This is a genomic window from Maribacter spongiae, from assembly GCF_047345125.1.
GTDB lineage: Bacteria > Bacteroidota > Bacteroidia > Flavobacteriales > Flavobacteriaceae > Maribacter.
The window spans coordinates 129,668-150,450 of sequence record NZ_JBLFEQ010000007.1; the positions used below are offsets into that span (position 1 = coordinate 129,668).

General features: G+C 38.6%; 18 protein-coding genes and 1 pseudogene. 5 read left to right on the forward strand and 14 right to left on the reverse strand.

What is annotated here, in order from left to right; all coding sequences use genetic code 11:
* The first annotated feature begins 9 nt into the window (after positions 1-9).
* The 5 genes from ACKWB9_RS11365 to ACKWB9_RS11385 are packed head-to-tail and all read left to right on the forward strand — an operon-like array spanning position 10 to position 7,665.
* The gene (locus tag ACKWB9_RS11365) at positions 10-2,271 is read left to right on the forward strand and encodes a PSD1 and planctomycete cytochrome C domain-containing protein (RefSeq protein ID WP_414003137.1); all 2,262 of its coding nucleotides are present in this window, start codon (positions 10-12) and stop codon (positions 2,269-2,271) included.
* Between the two features lie 2 nt (positions 2,272-2,273).
* A complete protein-coding gene (locus tag ACKWB9_RS11370) occupies positions 2,274-3,767 on the forward strand; it encodes a DUF1501 domain-containing protein (RefSeq protein ID WP_414003138.1) in 1,494 nt (497 codons plus the stop codon).
* Positions 3,767-4,801 (forward strand): NHL repeat-containing protein, encoded by a 1,035-nt coding sequence (locus tag ACKWB9_RS11375; RefSeq protein ID WP_414003139.1) that lies wholly within the window; start codon positions 3,767-3,769, stop codon positions 4,799-4,801. The genes ACKWB9_RS11370 and ACKWB9_RS11375 overlap by 1 nt, the downstream gene beginning before the upstream one ends.
* The gene (locus ACKWB9_RS11380; RefSeq protein WP_414003140.1) at positions 4,801-5,607 is read left to right on the forward strand and encodes a chitobiase/beta-hexosaminidase C-terminal domain-containing protein; all 807 of its coding nucleotides are present in this window, start codon (positions 4,801-4,803) and stop codon (positions 5,605-5,607) included. Before ACKWB9_RS11375 ends, ACKWB9_RS11380 begins: the two co-directional genes overlap by 1 nt.
* 3 nt (positions 5,608-5,610) lie before the next feature.
* Entirely contained in the window at positions 5,611-7,665 is a 2,055-nt protein-coding gene (locus ACKWB9_RS11385) for an FN3 associated domain-containing protein (protein ID WP_414003141.1), read from the forward strand.
* Between the two features lie 408 nt (positions 7,666-8,073).
* Here ACKWB9_RS11385 and ACKWB9_RS11390 read toward each other — a convergent pair whose 3' ends face one another.
* The 14 genes and pseudogenes from ACKWB9_RS11390 to ACKWB9_RS11455 form a co-directional block, all read right to left on the reverse strand.
* Positions 8,074-8,664 carry a hypothetical protein gene (locus tag ACKWB9_RS11390; protein WP_414003142.1) on the reverse strand — a complete coding sequence of 197 codons (591 nt, stop codon included), beginning with the start codon at positions 8,662-8,664 and terminating at the stop codon, positions 8,074-8,076.
* The gene (locus ACKWB9_RS11395; RefSeq protein ID WP_414003143.1) at positions 8,655-9,290 is read right to left on the reverse strand and encodes a hypothetical protein; all 636 of its coding nucleotides are present in this window, start codon (positions 9,288-9,290) and stop codon (positions 8,655-8,657) included. Before ACKWB9_RS11395 ends, ACKWB9_RS11390 begins: the two co-directional genes overlap by 10 nt.
* 253 nt (positions 9,291-9,543) lie before the next feature.
* Positions 9,544-10,047, reverse strand: coding sequence for a hypothetical protein (locus tag ACKWB9_RS11400; RefSeq protein WP_414003144.1), 504 nt, complete (start codon positions 10,045-10,047; stop codon positions 9,544-9,546).
* 19 nt (positions 10,048-10,066) lie between these two features.
* Positions 10,067-10,519: a M23 family metallopeptidase gene (locus ACKWB9_RS11405; protein WP_414003145.1), complete on the reverse strand. Its 453-nt coding sequence runs from the start codon at positions 10,517-10,519 to the stop codon at positions 10,067-10,069.
* Positions 10,520-10,655: 136 nt separating this feature from the next.
* On the reverse strand, positions 10,656-11,114 hold the full coding sequence (locus ACKWB9_RS11410) for a hypothetical protein (RefSeq protein WP_414003146.1): 459 nt from the start codon (positions 11,112-11,114) through the stop codon (positions 10,656-10,658).
* A gap of 823 nt (positions 11,115-11,937) precedes the next feature.
* A pseudogene (locus tag ACKWB9_RS11415) lies at positions 11,938-12,813 on the reverse strand (IS982 family transposase); the annotation flags it as partial.
* A gap of 91 nt (positions 12,814-12,904) precedes the next feature.
* Positions 12,905-13,369: a hypothetical protein gene (locus tag ACKWB9_RS11420; protein WP_414003147.1), complete on the reverse strand. Its 465-nt coding sequence runs from the start codon at positions 13,367-13,369 to the stop codon at positions 12,905-12,907.
* Between the two features lie 11 nt (positions 13,370-13,380).
* Entirely contained in the window at positions 13,381-14,133 is a 753-nt protein-coding gene (locus ACKWB9_RS11425; RefSeq protein ID WP_414003148.1) for a M23 family metallopeptidase, read from the reverse strand.
* A 13-nt stretch (positions 14,134-14,146) separates the two neighbouring features.
* Positions 14,147-14,491 carry a hypothetical protein gene (locus ACKWB9_RS11430; RefSeq protein ID WP_414003149.1) on the reverse strand — a complete coding sequence of 115 codons (345 nt, stop codon included), beginning with the start codon at positions 14,489-14,491 and terminating at the stop codon, positions 14,147-14,149.
* Positions 14,492-14,497: 6 nt separating this feature from the next.
* On the reverse strand, positions 14,498-15,151 hold the full coding sequence (locus ACKWB9_RS11435; protein ID WP_414003150.1) for a DUF6973 domain-containing protein: 654 nt from the start codon (positions 15,149-15,151) through the stop codon (positions 14,498-14,500).
* 173 nt (positions 15,152-15,324) lie between these two features.
* Positions 15,325-15,828 carry a hypothetical protein gene (locus ACKWB9_RS11440; RefSeq protein ID WP_414003151.1) on the reverse strand — a complete coding sequence of 168 codons (504 nt, stop codon included), beginning with the start codon at positions 15,826-15,828 and terminating at the stop codon, positions 15,325-15,327.
* A 19-nt stretch (positions 15,829-15,847) separates the two neighbouring features.
* On the reverse strand, positions 15,848-17,161 hold the full coding sequence (locus ACKWB9_RS11445; protein WP_414003152.1) for a M23 family metallopeptidase: 1,314 nt from the start codon (positions 17,159-17,161) through the stop codon (positions 15,848-15,850).
* Between the two features lie 444 nt (positions 17,162-17,605).
* The gene (locus ACKWB9_RS11450; protein ID WP_414003153.1) at positions 17,606-19,249 is read right to left on the reverse strand and encodes a M1 family metallopeptidase; all 1,644 of its coding nucleotides are present in this window, start codon (positions 19,247-19,249) and stop codon (positions 17,606-17,608) included.
* 92 nt (positions 19,250-19,341) lie between these two features.
* Complete coding sequence (locus ACKWB9_RS11455; protein ID WP_414003154.1) at positions 19,342-20,670, reverse strand: M28 family peptidase; 1,329 nt, start codon at positions 20,668-20,670, stop codon at positions 19,342-19,344.
* Positions 20,671-20,783: the final 113 nt, after the last annotated feature.

The window sequence follows — 20,783 nt, forward strand, 5'->3', positions numbered from 1 at the left end:
AATTCCGGTATGACCGAAAAAACGGTCGCTATAAATAATATTGGGGACATTCCCGAGCGCATTGATTTTACATTCGACGTTAAACCAATCTTGTCCGACCGCTGTTTCAAGTGTCACGGACCGGATAAAAATGCTATTGAGGCCGGACTTTCCCTTCATAACCCAAAAGACGCCTACGCAGCTTTAGGTGAGCTTAAAGACCGATTTGCCATTGTTCCGAACAACACGGAAAAAAGTGAGCTCATACATCGTATTTATACGGAAGATCCAAATTTATTGATGCCTCCCCCGGAATCCAATTTAACAGTGACTCCCAGGGAAAAGCTCATTTTAAAAAAATGGATCGAACAAGGAGCGGAATACAAAGCGCATTGGGCATTCATAGCTCCGGAACCACAATCGATACCTTCTGTTCAAAATACGGCTTGGGGAATCAATGAAATAGATAGATTCGTGCTTTCCAAAATGGAACAGCAGGGGCTTTCTCCATCAAAACCGGCACGGAAAGAAAAGTTGTTACGTCGTATATTTTTTGATTTGACCGGTCTTCCTCCCAATCCGGAGCAAGTAAATGATTTTGTAAATAATGCTTCGGGCGATGCCTATGAACAAATTCTGGATTCACTTTTGGGTACGGTGGATTATGCGGAGCACATGACTGCGGAATGGATGGATATTGCACGTTATGCGGATACCCATGGATATCAGGATGATTTTGAACGAACCATGTGGCCCTGGCGGGATTGGGTCATACATGCTTTCAATAAAAATATGCCCTATGATCAATTTGTAACCTATCAGTTGGCAGGAGATCTATTACCCGATTCCAATTTGGAACGAATATTGGCCACAGGCTTCAATCGCAACCATAAAATCACGTTTGAAGGTGGTACGATCCCCGAGGAATATCATGTGGAATACGTGGAAGACAGATTGCAGACCTTTGGTACCGCTTTTTTAGGATTAACATTGGAATGTGCCCGTTGTCATGATCATAAGTATGACCCCATTAGTCAAAAAGAACATTTTGAACTGTTCAGTTTTTTTAATAATAACAAGGAAAAACAAATAGTACCGTTGCCGGACGAAACACCGGAACCCTATATTACCATTACGGAAAAGGAAGTAAATGACGTATTGGGTTTTGTGAATCTACAGAAATCAAAGAAAAAAGAGATTCCCGTAATGGTAATGTATGAAAAGGAAGAAGCCAATCCTGCCTTTATTCTTAATAGGGGAGTTTATGACCAACCCACGGAACGGGTTTACCCCAGTACCCCTTCATCCGTTCTTTCCTTTCCGGAACATTATGCTAAAAACAGGATGGGGCTCTCCCAATGGCTTTTTGATAAGCGAAATCCATTAACGGCCAGGGTAACCGTTAATAGGTTATGGCAACGTATGTTCGGTACGGGCCTGGTCAGTACCTCTTATGATTTTGGAAATCAAGGGGCCTTACCTTCCCACCCGAAATTATTGGATTATCTGGCACTTAAGTATCAGGAAGAAGGTTGGGATACCAAAAAAATGTTGAAGTACATGGCCATGTCCGCTACGTACCGACAAAGTGCCGTTATCGGTCCCGAGCTTTTGGAGAAGGATCCGGAGAATAAATGGCTGGCAAGGGCACCCCGTATGCGCCTTACCGCGGAGATGATTCGGGATCAAGCTTTGTTAATTAGCGGTTTGCTCGTCAAAGAAGTAGGTGGCCCCAGTGTAAAACCCTATCAACCCGAGGGTATTTGGGAAGAAACCACGGGCGGTGGTGGCGGTAGTACCGCCAGATATGTTGAAGGCACGGGAAGTGATCTTTATAGAAAAAGCCTTTATACCTTTTGGAAAAGAACGGTACCACCACCAAGTATGATGACCTTTGATACATCATCCAGGGACTTATGTTCCGTAAAACGACAAGAAACGAATACTCCCTTGCAAGCATTGGTTTTACTGAACGATCCGCAGTTAATAGAAGCAGCACGGGCATTGGCATTAAATACGATTTATGACCATCCTGGAAATATCGAAGAGCAGATAGCTCATATTTTTCAAAAAGCTACATCCCGTTTACCCGATGAAGAAGAAATGAATATGCTAACAGAGCATCATAGCGATATGATTTCCGGGATCGAAGATGGGACCTTTATCGCTTCCGATTATGTTACCATCGGTGAATTTATTTCCGACGGAAATATTCCTGAAAAGGAATTGGCATCATTGGCCGTTGTGGCACATACTATTTTAAACCTGGATGAAACCATTACAAGAGGTTGATTATGAGTGAAAAGAAAATTTTACAAGAACGTTCCCTTTTGCTCAATAGAAGGTCTTTTTTGGGCAAGGCTGCTTTGGGAGCCGGTTCCGTAGCCTTGGCTTCATTATTGGGGAATCAGTTTTTTAGGAAAGGTGAAAATGGGATTATAGCCCCTACTTCCGATTTTGGTGGAAATATGGGCATTTTAGATGCATTGCACCATGCTTCAAAAGCAAAGAGGGTCATCTACCTTTTCCAAAGTGGTGGACCTTCTCAGTTGGAATTATTCGATTATAAACCACTTCTCATTAAAAGAAGAGGGGAAGAACTTCCCGAATCCATTCGTAACGGTCAGCGGTTAACGGGAATGACGTCCGGTCAGGACAGTTTTCCCCTGGCGGGCTCTATATTCGATTTTAAACAATATGGAAAAAATGGCACCTATATAAGTGACCTGTTACCCTATACCGCTAAAATGGTAGATGAACTGTGTATCGTAAAATCCATGTACACGGAAGCCATCAACCATGACCCTGCGGTCACTTTTTTTCAGACCGGTTCCCAACAGCCCGGTCGTCCCAGTATGGGATCTTGGTTGAGTTACGGTTTGGGAAGTGAAAACAAGAACCTGCCCGCCTTTACCGTTTTATTGTCAAGGGGTTCCGGAAGGCCTAATGGTCAGCCATTATATACCAGATTATGGGGCAATGGGTTCTTACATTCCCTGCACCAAGGTGTACAGTTCAGGGCGGCAAAAGACCCCGTATTGTATTTGAACGACCCCAAGGGAATTACCAAAGAAAGCAAAAGGGCCATTTTGGATAAACTGGCCCAGTTGAACGAAAAACAATTTGATGAATTCGGGAGCCCTGAAATCCAAAGCAGGATTGCCCAATATGAAATGGCGTACAAAATGCAGACATCGGTACCCGATGTTATGAAAACCGATGACGAGCCGGATTATATTTATAAAATGTATGGAGCGGATGCCAAAATCCCCGGAACTTATGCCGCCAACTGTTTGTTGGCCCGCAGATTGGCGGAACGGGATGTACGTTTTATCCAACTCTACCACATGGGTTGGGACCAACATGATAATTTGCCCGGTGCCATTGAGAAACAGGCGAAAGATGTAGATCGGGCATCCGCCGCGCTGGTAGCCGATTTAAAGCAGCGTGGATTGTTGGAGGATACCCTGGTAATCTGGGGCGGGGAATTTGGACGGACCAATTATTCCCAGGGGCAATTAACGGATACCAATTATGGTAGGGACCATCACCCCAGATGCTTTACCATGTGGATGGCCGGTGGCGGCATCAAACCCGGAATGGTCTATGGCAAAACCGACGAGTTTGGTTATAACATTGTGGAGAATCCGGTGCATGTACATGATTTTCAAGCTACTATGTTGCATTTATTGGGTATAGACCACGAGAAATTAACATATAAGTATCAGGGTAGGAGATTTCGATTGACCGATGTTGAAGGGCAGGTTTTAAATGATATCTTGGTGTAATGAAACGAAGGGATTTTGTTATAAACAGCAGTATTTTTTCCGCAGGTATTGCGAGCGGATTGGCACAGGCCAATAATTTTCTGTCCTATAAAAATGCCGTTATAGGCCATAACTCCCATCAGTACAAAATAGATTTGCAATGGGGGGCGTTAAATTCCAATTTTTACCCTGTGAATGATTGCCATGAAATGGTTCAGGATTCCCAGGGGAGGATTATACTCTTGACCAATCATACCAAAAACAATATTATCGTTTACGATCGTTCCGGCAAACTTTTAGAAGTTTGGGGAACACAATATCCCGGAGCGCACGGGCTTACCCTGCATATTGAAAATGGGGAAGATGTCTTATATATTTCCGATAATAATCGGCATGAAGTAATCAAAACAACGATAGGTGGCAAAGTCATACAAGTATTTCCATACCCCAAAGAGAGCGGTAAATATGAGGCCAGGGAGCATTATATTCCTACGGAGACCGCCATTGCTCCCAACGGGGATGTTTACGTAGCCGATGGTTATGGAGAGCAGTATATTCTCCATTACAATGCCAACGGGAAATTATTGAATGTTTTTGGTGGCAGAGGAGAAGAAGATCGTTTATTCAACAATGCCCATGGTATATGTTTGGATACCAGGGATGTGGCCAACCCCACCTTACTTATTACGGCAAGACAACAAAATAAGTTGAAACGGTTTAGTTTGGGTGGTGAATATCTAAGTGCCATAGACCTTCCCGGAGCTTATATATGCCGTCCGGTGATACATGATAAACATGTGTATTTAGCTACTATTTGGTCCGGAGATGGTTCAGAAGGTACGGGTTTTGTCAGTATTTTAGATGAGGAAGATAAATTGATATCCGCACCCGGGGGCTGTAAGCCGATTTATGTGGATGAACAATTAAACCCCATGTATCAAACGATACAGGTCTTTCGGCATCCTCACGATGTTTGTGTAGATGATGACGAGAATCTCTACGTGGCGCAATGGAATTCCGGGAAAACCTATCCCATCAAGCTATATCGTGTATAATGATAAATAGAATATTGTTCATATTATTTTTTGCATGTGCCATACTTTCCTGTAAGGAAGAGGTTTCCAATGATTTTGCCCCTACACGGACTTTTAAATTGGCTCCGCCCCAATTCGTTGTAGATTCATTGTTATTTAAAGAATCGGCAAGGATAGAAGTGGATTTTGACTTGGCCGATGCGCAAATTAGATATACGGATGATGGTAAGGAAGTAACCGAAAACTCAAATTTGTATCAACATCCATTATCAACAGATACTTCGGCCTTATATACTTTCAGGGCTTTTCATCCGGATTATCAAAAGAGTGATGCGGTATATGTTAAATTGATCCAGATAAAAAATGATATTTCAGGAACAGCGGTAACTGTTGCCCCCGATCCACATTCCAACTATTTGGGCAAGGGAAGTAACGGGCTGACGGATTTGCAAAAGGGAACCATTCAATTTAGGAAGGGAAAGGAATGGTCGGGTTTTCAAACGAAGGAAATCAAAATCAATTTAAACTTTGAAAAAGCGATCCTTATTTCAAAATTAACGGTCAGTACCTTAAGGGATCATGGTTCATGGATTTTTTCGCCCCGATCCATTATTGTCTTAACGAACGGTAAAAAGCTTGGGGAATTGATGTTGGCACCTCCCAAAAATGGACAAAGTACCCAAACAGAATTTTTAGAAATCCCTATCATAAAAGGAAAATATAAGACGGTTGATGTGCAAATACATTCCTTGAAAAAGATTCCGGAATGGCATCAAGGCAAGGGCACCGTCCCTTTCTTTTTTATGGATGAAATTTTAATAGAATAGGTGATGGTACAGTTGGCAATAAATATCGGTAATTTTCACCCTGTCCTGGTACATTTACCTATTGGTATTATCATTTTTGCCTTTATACTGGAACTCTATCAACGGATCAAACCTACCGAACAGGTTGGAAATAGCATTAAACTGGCTATTGGATTCGGGGCGTTGAGTGCCCTTGGGGCTATGGGTACCGGCTTGCTTTTAGAATCGAATGGCACCTATGACGAGGAATTGCTTTTTAAGCATAAGTGGATGGCCATAAGCCTTACCGCAATAACCTTAGTCCTGTTCTTTGCCAAAGGTGCTAAAAACGTATTCTTGAAAAAAGCTTATTTTCCTTTGTTTATTGCAGTAAATATCATGCTGACTTTAGCAGGACATTGGGGAGGTAGTATGACCCATGGGGCCGATTTTTTGACCAAGGCCGATACGCCCAGGAAAATTATTGAAGATGTAAATAAAGCCCTTGTCTTTAATGATATTGTTCAACCCATCTTGGATACCAAATGTGTGAGTTGTCACAATACCAAAAAGACAGAAGGAGCGTTGTTGCTCACTTCGCAGTCGGAAATTCGTAAAGGCGGGGATTCCGGGAGTATTTTAGATTCCATTGAAACAAAACCACCGTTGTTGGTACAACGGATAGCCCTGCCCATGGAAGATGAAGAGCATATGCCCCCCAAGGGGAAAATACAACTGACCCCTAACGAAATTGCATTACTAAATTGGTGGATGGAAAATAAAAACTGCTTTGATTGTGTTGCCGGAACGCTAAAGCGATCTAAAAAAATACAGGGATATTTGAATGAATTGGAAGAGGATACCACCACCCGGGCATTATTGGCCAAAAGATTGGAACCCGCTTCAAAAGAATGGCTGAACGATCTTTTGTCCGGGGATATTTCCATTTCTCCGTTACAAGAAGGAAGTCCGCTTTATATTGTAAACCTTTCCAATACGAAGGACCTTTCCAAAAAAAGTTTTAAGATTTTAAACGATTATGTCGAAAATATTGTAGAAATGAATCTGGGGAATTCCAATTTTCATGACTCATTGGCTATTGTATTGCCTTCCTTTAAAAATTTGACCAAACTCCAATTGCAGAATACGGCAATTACAGATGGGGCTATGGATCAAATAGAAGGATTGACTTCTTTGGAGTCCCTTAATCTTTATGGTACGGCCATTACGGACAGGGCATTGGACGGGGTGAAAAAGCTCACCAACTTAAAAGACCTTTACCTATGGGGAACTGAAACTTCTGAAAATGCTGTAGACCGATTAAGGAAAGAACAAGTTGGGATTACAATCCATGAGATCGACCGGGATATATTTAAAGAATCTGCCTTATTGCCACCGACCGTGGTTGCGGGTTCCTATTTTATAAAAGACACTTTGACGATAGCATTGAGCTATCCTTTTGAAAATACCGATATATTTTACACCCTAAACGGTTCGGAACCGGATACCACCTCCCTTAAATATAAAGATTCGATTGCATTGAACAAGGCCACCGTCTTAAAAGCGATTACCTATAAAAAGGATTGGGGGAAGAGTGAAGTTGTTATGGCCAACTTTAAAAAGAGTACCGTGACCTATGATGCAGTGGTCTTGAACAAATCGCCCAATGAAAAGTATGCGGGGCAGGGAAGCCAGACCCTGGTGGATTTAAAACGGGGTTCCAATAATTTTGTAGACGGGAATTGGTTGGGGTATGAAGGTTCCCATTTCAACGCTACATTTACCCTTGCAGAAGAGCAGGAGATAAGTTCCGTATCTGTGGGTGCCCTTTCCGCACCGGGCAATTGGATTTTCTTCCCAACAGGTTTCAAGGTGTATGTTTCCAATGATGGTCGGCAATTTAGGTCGTGGCATACCGTAAAATTAGATGAACAAGAACCTTCTTCCTCCATTGCCCTGGATTTTTTTGATGTTGAGTTCCCAAAGACAAGTGCCAAATATGTACGTGTTGAGGTACGGAGTATTTTAAAAAACCCTTCATGGCATCAATCGCCCGGTGGTAAAAGCTGGCTTTTTGTTGATGAGATCGTAATCAATTAATGTGATTTGTAGTCTTTGTATCGGTTTTTTCGAATGTTTTATATCAGGGTCATAGTATGATTAGTCGGGGATTTTTCCAAAGGAAATTGTCCAGCTGCTATCAATTATGCACCGTGTTGGAATTGGTTATTACCTATATAATCGTTGAATCCCACTCCTAGATTTGAGTTTTCGAATTAAAGAGAAAATAGCAATTGAGATTAAAAAGACATAACCATAATTTTATGAATTTAGCGATGCCCTAAAAGGGGTAAGTCTTCATTTTTAGGGAAGGCTACAAAATAATGTAGTGCCTCTTGTTCGGAAACGGTCTTGATGTTTGATCTTTCATTTTCAACGAAAGCATCGTCGGTATCACAGTGCCATAACAATAAGTATTTTTATAGGTTGTAATGTGGTTTGTATTTATTAAGCTAGTGACAAGGTTTTAGATTGAATGACTTTCCAATTTCCATTTACTTTTGCTAATAGATATAAAATTTCTGTTCCTGATAATTTTCCATAACTTTCCCTAAAAATTAACGCAGCTTTATCTTTAGAATTATTTAAGCTAATGTCAGAAAAGGAAACGATAACATTAAACTTTTTAAATATTTTTTTTCTTTCATAATTTGAATCAACTAATGTGATGTCATGGAAGCTTTTGAGACTAGAAAAATCCAAATTTAGTTTTTGTTTTTTTCCATCAAAAAGTTTCTCCACAATTGAAACGTAGTCTTCATGTCCTTTTAATTCTGGTGGTGCTCCAATTGGGTTTATAATGTCAGAAGAAACAGCGATATTTAATCTTATTTTCGTTATTGAATCAATCTTTTTTTGAGAAATCGTGATAGTGGAATCTCCTATATTTGGAGGTGCAGGTGGAGGCAAAGATTTTACACTGTTTTCTATGGCCAAAAGAAAAATTTCGGCACTATCCGATGAATTACCATGCTTACAGTTCAAATTAATTGTTACTAAAACAATAATAATAGTTAATCTTAATAATTTTAGTTGCATGATATTTGTGAATTTTGAATTACAATCTTTCTATATTGTTCATATTTTGAGTTCATCTCCATTTTAAGTAAACCATTGGCGTCCCATGCTCGAAGACCATCCCATGCAAATGCTTTGTAATAATCCAAGGGGTATCTATTATCATCTAACAGTCGCAATGAGGATGCGAATGGATTAATATATTTCTCCGTCATGTATACATGTTGTATGTTACCCGTATCGTAGTTCAAATCACGATAATATTTGTAAAGTTGAAATATTCTTTTACGGTTATTAGGATCTACCCCCGATTGAAATCTACTTACGTATCTGTGCAGTTCGGCATGTATAGCTTCATGTAAAATATATTGAGCTATTTGTAATGGATTAGTATTTGAATCTTCAATTGTGATTACAATGTTGTTGATATCGGAGGAATTAGTGCAAGCGTCGTCGGTGCTAGGACAATCTCCATTTTGAAATGTTAAATTATATTTTGGGTCATCGATAAACTCGGCGATGGTCTTTTTGAACAAATTTCCATTTTTTGATTTTAATTTGTTATACACACAATCTGCTTTACCCGTAAGTTTATTGATAACCTTTACCGGAGCATATGTGCTTCCCCTCCACCACCATGTCCCCAATACTGACTATCATTAAGTAGATATCCCAGATTTCTATGGGGGTTAACAAGATATTGGACTTTGGTACGGTTACGACCACTTCATTCAGTATATTTGTTAATACACGATATATATCTTCGCCGTTTTTAATTAAGAAAGACTTAAAGATAACATGGTCATAAAAAGGTTTTAAAAGAAAGATAACGGAAAAAAACCGAACTCTCGATTTAACCCTTTTCTACTATTTTTCATATACCATCATTATGGTCTGACATTAAAAGCAAATCAATTCTATTGCAGAGACCTTGTTGGAACGATCAATTTTAAATGATAGCCCAACACTTCCTGTATCTTTATCGGTAAAATTATAGCTACTATCTGAGGGATTGAATAACAAATTTCCAAACTTATTTTTATCATCCCCTATTTTTATAGATAACCCTTTTACATTTACAATAACGTTTGAATTTAAGATATCTATATATGTCAAATCATAATTATTTCCAGAATCGGTTTCATCTTCAAAACTAAATACAATGTTATTATTTGACAATTCTTTTCCAATATATGGACCTGTATCATTAGCTTCTTCTACAATATTATTTCCAAACAAAATTTTCATTTGGTTTAGCTTTCCTTTCGATTTCATTATCTGACTCAGGGTTACATTATTAAATCGTATTCCATCAAACAATTCTGTATCGTTTAGATTATTTAGCTGTGATTTGCACGAAATTGTAGCAAATAAAATTATTATGGTTAAAATTATGTTTTTCATGATTTTTTATGCTTTTAAATTAATTACAAGGATTTGTTACTTTTCCTGTTTGAGGGTCTATCGTTGTTTTCAAATAAGGTAACGGATCTACATTTGCTCCATTTTCCTGTGCTTTTACATGAACATGAGATACTGCATACCCCTGCTTGATTCCGTTTTTTAAATTGCCAGAGTCTCCTTGATACCCTATTATATCACCTGCTTTAACCGTGCCAGATTTTCGATTGTTTTTTTGCATATGAAAATATAAAACCTTTACAGTTTTTCCATTGATACCAGAGGTTATTCCAACATAATGTCCAGCTCCAGCAACATTCCCTTTCTTATTATATTGTGTAATCAATTTTGAATTACCATCATACATAGCATATATAGGGGCTCCATAGGGACTTTTTAAATCTAGTCCATTGTGTTTTTTGGGAATTAATTTTGTATGGCTTTTATTCCATTTTTTTCTAGTCCATCCATACATTCCACCTTTTATACCTGAATTGGTTTGTTGTGCAATCTCAGGGTTTTTAATTGGGTCACCCTTGCAAGGCTTTTGGTCTTGGTTTTCCCCTCCACTATACTCCCAATAAGGAAGGGGTGTTGGATTGGTGTTGGTATTATTTGTGTTTTGTACTATTGGGCCTATTTTCCTCTATCCATTTTTCCAAATCTCCAATGTTCTCATTGACGAAAGTTTTCCAGTCCATACCTCTAAATTGAAACCCTTCTTTCTTTAAAGCATTGATATACCAATTTTTATATTTGAACATAGGCATTCCATAGAAATCTGGAACATCTGTTCCCTCAAACCATAATTCTTCAATATAATTAAGTATTTGTTTTTTCGAAAGCTCCGTTCCATTAAGTTTTTCGTTATAATTCCCCCAGTGGAAAACCTCAATCAATTCTAAGTCAAAGAGTAGTTCGATGACCTCAAGACCTCCGTCTCTAGCTTGCTTTGTACTGAGGTTTTCGTAAGTATATCCTAGTCCAAATAGAATTGTCGAAATGAATTCAATACCTTCAGGATGGAACAAATCCATATCACTTTTTTGAAAAAGGTCGCCTTTCGTCATATTATCATTTATTAAGGAATTTCACATTTCTTTGCTTTGACCAAATATTTTTAAAATCCAACGATATGGTTGCTGGAGCATTACTGAAAGATGCAGATATTGGTCTAAAAGTAATAAAATTCCCATTGCCCATATTGGCCTTTATGGCGCCATTCGTATCTGTAGTTTTGGACATTGCATGTTTTGTCAATACAGTGAAAGACTCTATTGCTTTTGTATTCTTTAAAGTTGTTGAACCAATACGTTACCATGAGGTTGTTGGAATTGATTCGACAATAGACCACTGCCCGTCGTTTTTTTCCAAACAAAATATGGTTGAATAACCGCTCAATCTACTTCGGCTAACACCTGCTTCAAAAGCTGCTCTGGTTTTTTCTTTGTTGTACCAAATTCTAGAAAAATGATAGAGTAAGTTAAATTGTTTAAAATCGTATGACTCTTTTAATTTAATTGTATCGGCCAATTTTATCGTATGTTCTTTTTTACTCAGGATACCATAAATATCTTTTAGAATCTTAGGTTGCTGGGAGGTATCGATTATCTCTTCAAAACTTTTTGGGATTTTATTTCTTCCTTGCCTATCTAATGTACTTTCCATTATTGGGTAAATAGCCACGACCATCTTAATTTTAAGAAGTGAGTCAACTATTTTACTTGGAATAACTGTGTCTTTATCTCCTATTGATGGGGGTGGGGGCATTGGAAAGGAGAATTCATCAATTATTTTTGATATAATCACTTTGTCCTCTTTCGTGATTTCGTTGGATTGAACACAACTATTGAGTAAAATACAAAGACAAAAGATTGTTAATATTAATTTAAACAATGCTGATATTTTAATGTTGTTTATGTTTCTTTCAAAGACGAACCTACTGACAAACTGTACCATTGTCAAAGAGGTCACTTTGGATAATATTCTTGTTTTGAACCCTTCAAAGGCCTTGGAATGGTTCCTTCTTATCATGAACTGGTCGCACAATTGTGAGAACGGTGTCTCTATGCGCTTCCTGCACTTTCTTAGGGAAAAGGGCTGTTGTCGGTATCCTTTTTGGTTGGTCCGCATCGGTGTCCGTAGTTTTATGTTGCACGTGCTGAACAGGTCTAGTTGCCATTGCGTTGAGAGATAACCTTTGTCGCCAAGTACGGTGCAGTCGGCCATTTGGTTCTTGATATCCTTTAGGTAATTCACATTGTGCACCGATGCGGGACTTATGTCCAAGCTATGGAAGACACCGCTATTTGAACAGACCGCATGCAGTTTATACCTATAATAACCGCTCCCTTGTGAAGCGCAATACCCTTTGTCAGGTGAGGAAAAAGTCTCCTCCCTACAAACAGTGGAACGGCCGCTCCTTGAAAGTCTACAGACCTCCAACGGCATACTGTCCACTATGAATACGCGTTCATCTACGTTCAACTTCTCGGAAAGCTTCCTCCTTATGATCTCTACATGCCCAAAAAGCCTCCTTCTACGTTTGTTGAAAACCGACCTTTCGATGCGGGAGTCCACTCGTGGCGGAAGCCTACGGAACATATCGCTCTCGCTATCCATGCCAAGATACTCTCCACAAAGGGATAGGCAGATAACCTCTAGGTCACTCATTCTTGAACGTCTCCGCTGATGGGTTTGAAACTGTTTGGGCGATATTTCTCTGAGTACTTCCAATATTCTTTCGTAAATTTCATCAAAGTTGTGCATATAGATTGTTTTGTCGCTATTACAATTTACTGACGTTCAGTAGCTTGCACAACTTCTTATCTCTCGATCAAAATGCACAACGGGTATTCTTTCAATATGTCCTTATATATATTTTTGTTATTAGTTTAGAATTCTTATCATAAGCTATATGAACATATTTATCATTAGGGTCTTTTAACCAAATTGTTAGGTGTTCTTCTCCTTTTTTATTGAAGCTAATAGGATAGATTCTTTTAAGTCTATTGATATTCTCTCCAATTTTTATGTTATGCTTAGTAAACTTAAAGTTCGAATTTAAAATTTCATAATCATCAACTAAATCATTTATAACATAAAAAATCACCCCATTATAATGGTGTAGATACATATCTTCATTACTCATTTCAGAAAAATCTTTATCGATTTTAACAGGTTGCCCAAAATGTTGTATTAGTATTGGTTTCTTTTTTCCTATTACATTTATTCCATTGATAGTAAGAGTACTTGAATCAACTGTGTTTTGGGAGCTGCAATTAAAAGAAATGATCCCTAAAAAGATTACTATAATTTTTTTCATGGTTTTAATTTTTAACATTTATTAGGTATCGAATTATAGTTGCTATCAAATTTGGTGTGCAAAAAATTTGCTGGATTTATACTTTTCCAATTAGAATCATATGTTTGTATATGTATATGAGGAATAACTCCCTTGGCAGCAGCATTTCCCGTGTTCCCATTAATGCCAATGATATCTCCTGCTTTTACCTTATCTCCTTTTTTGACACTAACCTTATTCAGGTGATTATATTTAATGAAAATTGTTTTTCCATTTACCTTAGCGGTTAATAACACGAAATTTCCGTAAGAATCTTTTTTATATTGTCCTGGATTAAATGAATTTCTTATTTTTGAAACAGTAGCATCATGCATAGCAAAAGTAGAAGTATTAACTTTTGCTTTTATGTCAATTCCATCATGGTTTTTCAATCCTTTGACACCTCCACAGACCATGTTAGAGTCCTTTCTTGTGCATCCAAATGTTCCACCTTTCTTTCCAGATTTTCCAGAAGAAACGATTTCAGGGTTTTTAACTGGGTCACCCTTGCAAGGCTTTTGGTCTTGGTCTTGGTTTTCCCCTCCACTATACTCCCAATAAGGAAGGGGTGTTGGATTGGTGTTGGTATTATTGTTACCAAGCCCATTTCCCGGATTTCTATAGGGATTGATAAATATATCACTGATATTTATATTGTTATCGGACCTTGGTGCGGTTACCGTTACTTCCGCTTTGTCCAGCCTGTATCCATAAAGCAGTTCGTCCTTCAGGTCGAAGGCATACATCTTGCTCAAATATTTATAGACCGTATTCAATCTCTAGTTTTCCATTTGTAGCTTTATACGGATTAAAAACCCAGATAACATCTTCTGCTCCGTAAAAATCTCCATTTAATATAGTGTCTATTTTTCCAGATAGAATTATATTATAATGACCTTCTCTTTCGATTTTTATACTGTCATTTGTTTCACCGTTTACCTTAACAAAATATGCATGATAGGTTTTATCTTCATGAGGCCGTAAAGTATCAATTCTTTTTTTTGAGAAATCTATAATAGTAATTTTTTTATAATCTCGGATGTGTTTGTTGGCACAAGAGATTACCAATAAAATAATAAATAGCATTGCGCTTCTTTCTTTCATGACCATTTAATTTGTAGGTATTAATTGTGATTGATTTGTTGCCCTGCTAATACCTCCATGTAAATGCGATAAATATCGTAACTCTCCGTTTGACATAGCATCCAATATACTTTCTGATAGAGAAGAATAACCATTTGATAACCAATTTGACCTACTCCGCCCAACACTGTTATTAAATAAATCCATCTGTTTTTCTTTGTTACTATATGCATAAATGGGAGGTTTATCTTCATGAGCCGTTGCTAAATTGGTCGCTAAAGCATCTCCCAATAAAATCTCATTTAAACCATTCCAATAGGCATGTCTGAATGCATCTCCTTTACCATTACGTAAAGAATTTGGAAAAAGCTCCTTGGCTTTCCATGAAGCTTTTTGCGCATTAAATAAGTAACCTAATTGTTGAGCTCTTGACATTGATTCAAATATTGCCTTTTCTGAAGCCGCCATACGATTTTTATAATCTTGTTCAAATCGTATAATATCATTGCAATTAACATTTATAGCTAAATTTTTAAGGATAATACAATCTGTGTTAACGCCACCACCACCACTTCCACTACCATATCCCCAATATTGACTATCATTAAGTAGATATCCCAGATTTCTATGGGGGTTAACAAATATGTTATTGTTATCGGACCTTGGTACGGTTACGACCACTTCATTCAGTATATTTGTTAATACACGATATATATCTTCGCCGTTTTTAATTAAGAAAGACTTAAAGATAACATGGTCATAAAAAGGTTTTAAAAGAAAGATAACGGAAAAAAACCGAACTCTCGATTTAACCCTTTTCTACTATTTTTATATACCATCATTATGGTCTGACATTAAAAGCAAATCAATTCTATTGCAGAGACCTTGTTGGAACGATCAATTTTAAATGATAGCCCAACACTGCCTGTATCTTTATCGGTAAAATTATAGCTACTATCTGAGGAATTGAATAACAAATTTCCAAACTTATTTTTATCATCCCCTATTTTTATAGATAACCCTTTTACATTTACAATAACGTTTGAACTCCTAATTCTGATATAGGTTAAATCATAATTATTTCCAGAATCGGTTTCATCTTCATAACCAAATGAAATATTATCATTCCACAAAAATTTAGCCAAAAATGGGGCAGTATCATTAGATTTTTCTTGAATATCGTTGCCAAACAAAATTTTCATTTGGTTTAACTTTCCTTTCGATTTCATTATCTGACTCAGGGTTACATTATTAAATCGTATTCCATCAAACAATTCTGTATCGTTTAGATTATTTAGCTGTGATTTGCATGAAATTGTAGCAAATAAAATTGTTATGGTTAAAATTATGTTTTTCATGATTTTTTATGCTTTTAAATTAATTACAAGGATTTGTTACTTGACCAGTAGTAGGGTCTATTTTTGTCTTAAAATGGTTTAACGGATCTACATTTGCTCCATTTTCCTGTGCTTTTACATGAACATGAGATACTGCATACCCCTGCTTGATTCCGTTTTTTAAATTGCCAGAGTCTCCTTGATACCCTATAATGTCACCTGCTTTTACGGTTCCAGTAGCTCTTTTGTCTTTTTGTAGATGAAAAAAGACCATTCTAACGGTTTTTCCATTTACAGTTGATTTTATTGCAGAATAATATCCAGCTCCTACAAGCTTGCCTGTCTTTTTGTTTGTTTGCTTATGTATAGTTGCTACACCATCGTATATAGCATATATTGGTGCTCCATAAGGGTTTTTAATATCTACGCCATTATGCCATTTTCTTCCTCTGATTCCCTTACAAGTATATGCATCATTTCTCCTTGCGCAAGTATCATGCATTCCACCTTTTATACCCGAATTGGTTTGTGGTGCAATCTCAGGGTTTTTAACTGGGTCACCCTTGCAAGGCTTTTGGTCTTGGTCTTGGTTTCCCCCTCCACCATACTCCCAATAAGGAAGGGTTGCTGGATTGGTGTTACCAAGCCCATATCTTGGATTTCTATAGGGATTGATAAATATATCACTGATATTTATATTGTTATCGGACCTTGGTGCGGTTACCGTTACTTCCGCTAACGTATTCGTTATGGTATGGCATCTGGTCCCGTTTACCATTTTATAAGACCTGAAGGTAACATAGGCCCTCCAATCGGGAACCACAATATAATCGCCCGTGCAAATGCAGTTGAAATATAGGTAAAAGCCGGATTTCCCCGTCTGATCTTGATTTTTTGCCGTTGCCCCTTCAGTTTCATTATTTTGTTTTCTGATCAGCTTGGAAACCGTTTTGCCCTCTTGTACCTTATAGCCGAACAAAAATTCATCTTCCAGGTTAAAAATATACAGAATACCCGTATAACTAGCTTCGTTGGAAGACTCGTTGGCGGTCATATGTAATTTAACGCTTTGTATGCTATCGTTTATCTTTAACATTAAGATCCTACTTTGCAGATGCTTGCGAATGGGATCGTCGATGTCCATTACCAATAAGGACTCGGTACTGTTCCCTATTCTTTCATAGGCTATGGCATCGGCCTTAAGCGTAGTACCGTTTTTGCCGGATAGCCCTTTTAATGAATTACCGGCTATTTTACCCGTTAAATATTGTAATGGCTCTTGTTCGGAAACGGTCTTGATGTTTGATCTTTCATTTTCAACGAAAGCATCGTCGGTATCACAGTGCCATAACAACAGGGGGATTATGAGAATCGCAATCGTTAATTTTTATGGTTGTTTTTTATGGTTCTTTTTCCATAATCTTAAAGTTCATTATTAGCGGTCTTTAGTAAAAATCCGTTTCGATAATATACCATAATCCTAAAATACGGTTACCGGTCAATATTAAATGGTATTCTCAAACTAAATATAAGTATAAATACTAAAGCTTGTAAGATTTAAACTTAATTTTATTTGACCCGATATTAGGGCAAGGATGCGTTGGCCGTTTAAATTGATTTTGGAACATGCCATTGCACATTGGGATTCAACGAAGTATAGACGAAGAATGGTAAATTGCTCCCGGATGTATGGCATGTAATTATTCTTTGGAATAATGCCTTTATTTTCATAATCGTCTAATTGTATGTTCTTTTTTATACAACAGAATAACTATATAACCCTTGATCATATTCCTAATTACAGTTTCTTCCGTTCCACAAAAAAATCACGATCAACCTTTAAGTTGCCCGAAGCCGTGTTAATTTTCTTGGTTTGCCATTCCGCAGTGGGATAAATACTATGGGACGTTTTGCCCAACTGTATTTTTAAGGGCATATTAAAATCTTGGACCACATGGGTATATCTGTATTTCAGCATATTGGGAGACAGTTTATACTCCAAGACCGGAATCAAAGTGGTCCGTAAATACTGATCAAAAATAGGTTTTAGGTCCAACCCCGTTTTTTCGATCAGATAATTTTCAATTTGTTCCGTGGTCACGGTCCGGTGGTAAAAGGTTGTATTGAGGCCCCTTAATATTGCTCTCCATTTTGTATCATCGTCTACCAATTTCCTAAGGGTATGTAGCATATTGGCACCTTTGTAATACATATCCCCGCTACCTTCTTCGTTTACGTTGTACGGGCCAATAATAGGACGATCGTTCAGGATACTTTTTCGTGTACCTATCATATAATCCGAAGCTGCCTCCTTACCGTAGTAATAGTCCAGGAACAGGCTTTCGGAATATGCCGTAAAACTTTCATGGATCCACATATCCGCAATATCCTTGTTCGTAATATTATTGGCGAACCATTCATGGCCCGCTTCGTGTATAATGATAAAATCAAATTTTAACCCCCAGCCCGTACCGGACAGGTCCCGCCCTAAATAGCCCTTCTTGTACTGATTTCCATAAGTGACCGAACTTTGATGCTCCATGCCCAGATAGGGAACTTCCACCAACTTAAAACTATCCTCATAAAAAGGATAGGGGCCGAACCAATGTTCAAAGGCTTTCATCATTTTGGGCGCATCTTTAAAATGTTCCTTGGCCTTTTCCAAATGGTCCTTGAGTACATAATAATCCATATCCAATGTGCCTTTTTCACCGGCATAGGTTTCCCCAAAATGCACATAATCGCCAATATTGACGTTTACCCCATAGTTGTTTATAGGATTGGAGACGAACCATTCGTAACTTTTATACCCTTTATCATCATGGTCATACGTATGGCGTAACCTACCGTTGGCCACGGCGACCAGATCTTTGGGAACGGTTACGGTAATACGCATACTGTCCACTTCATCATACATATGGTCTTTGTTGGGCCACCATACACTGGCACCCAAACCTTGGCAGGAGGTAGCGATAAAATGTTTCCCGTTCTTGTCCTTTTTCCAGGAAAGGCCACCGTCCCACGGTGCGCGAACGGCTTCTTTGGGGCGGCCCGAATAGTAAACATAAAGCTCGTTGTATTCCCCTGGAACCTGTTTTTTCTTTAAATCGATGAAATAGGCCGGACCTATTTTGGAATAGTCCAACGGTTCGCCATCCTGGGAAATGCCGGTAATTTCCATCGGTCTTTGTAGATCGATCTGTAGTCTGTTATGTGCTTTAAGAACTTTATAACGTACAATATTATAGCCCGATATGAATTTTTTATCCGGTTGAACCTTAATATTTAGGTCATAATAGTTCAAATCCCACCAGGCCCTTTCCGGGGTGATACTTCCACGAAGGGTATCATGTTTGGTAAAGTTTTTCTTTTCTTGGAGTAATTGTGCATTTGTTATTAGTGTAAAGCAGAAAAACGTTATAAAAAATATGGTTTTGGTCATTCTTATAATATATTGGATTTATGTCTCTAAGTCCTGTTTTGATAAGTTTTGTGTCTTGTTTTAAGAGGGTGAATTCGGGAATGGAGTTGTATTCATCGAAATATCCCGTTGGGGAATACTACCGGACTTTCAAACCCATCTGCACCTACCGAAGCTATTCCAAAAAAGTAATTATCAATAACAATGCCGTTCAACGTAAATTCGGTTACATTGCCCACATATCTACTATGGTCCCAAGTAGGGGAGGTGGTGTCTCGCCAATAGATTTTATAGCCTTTGGCACCGGATACTTTGCTCCATTGGAATTTGGCGGATGGTGCAACAATACCGCCGATTTTCACTTCTTCGGGGGCCGGTGGTGCCCATGCCAATGAGGCCAAATTAATGGCGTTGACGGCCGTAAGCTTTTTGGCATATTCAAAATTCACGTGTTCCAGAACATCACCGTAGGCGATACCGTTTTCCACTCGGATATCCTGGTGCTGCTGGGTGTAGTTTTCATGGGCCTCCATAATACGAATGCCTGCAAAACCGGCATCGTTAAAAGGGCGATGATGGCCGCCACGCCCAAAACGATCCAGACGATAGATCATCATGGGATTCATTTCCGGCATATAGATTTTGGTGTTTTTGTGGACATACCTGGCCAATTGGCGCGAAATTCCATCAACTTCACCACCGTAAAAACGTCGTGCCCTTCGCTGCTGTTCCGTTTCATTGGGCGGAACCGGTTCGGAAAATATCCTAAAGTCGGTACTGCTGGTAATACCGTCTACCCCTGTAATATTCCCGATCATATCATTATTGAAAATACCCATGATTTCCCATCCTTGTTCCTTGGCATAGCCCGCAACACCACCACCACCGAACAGTCCCTGTTCCTCACCCGAAAGCCCCATATAGATAATGCTATTGTCAAAGGTGTATTTGGATAGTACCCGAGCGGCTTCAATAGTACCGGCCATTCCACTGGCATTGTCATTGGCACCGGGCGAATCGTCCGTATAATTGGCCCCATCGCTTATCCGGGAATCAATATCACCGCTCATAATAATAAACCTGTTGGGGTATTTGGTTCCACGCTGTATAGCGAGTACATTCACCACTTCCACATCTTTTATAATTCTTGCATTGGCCCCTTTCTTGACCAGGTCTTTTTGGTATAAAACATCCAGACAATCGTTACAGGCGGCAGATATTTTTTCAAGTTCGGATTTGATCCATCTCCTGGAGGCTCCGATTCCACGGGTATGTGAAACGGTATCACTAAATGTGTGACGTGTCCCGAAATTGGCCAAAGCGGTAACGTCCCTTTCTATTCGCTCCGCAGAGACGGCATTGATGATGTCGTAAATCCGTTGATCCGTCTGCGCATAGCCCAACATGCAGAACAATAGGACGGGAATGCATACTTTTTTCATTTATAATTATGATTATCAGATTATTGTAAAATATCACGTTGAAATAAAACAATAACAAACAAAGTAATGGTAGAAGCGATACCATCCCTTAAAAGCCAAAGTTTTACAGCAAT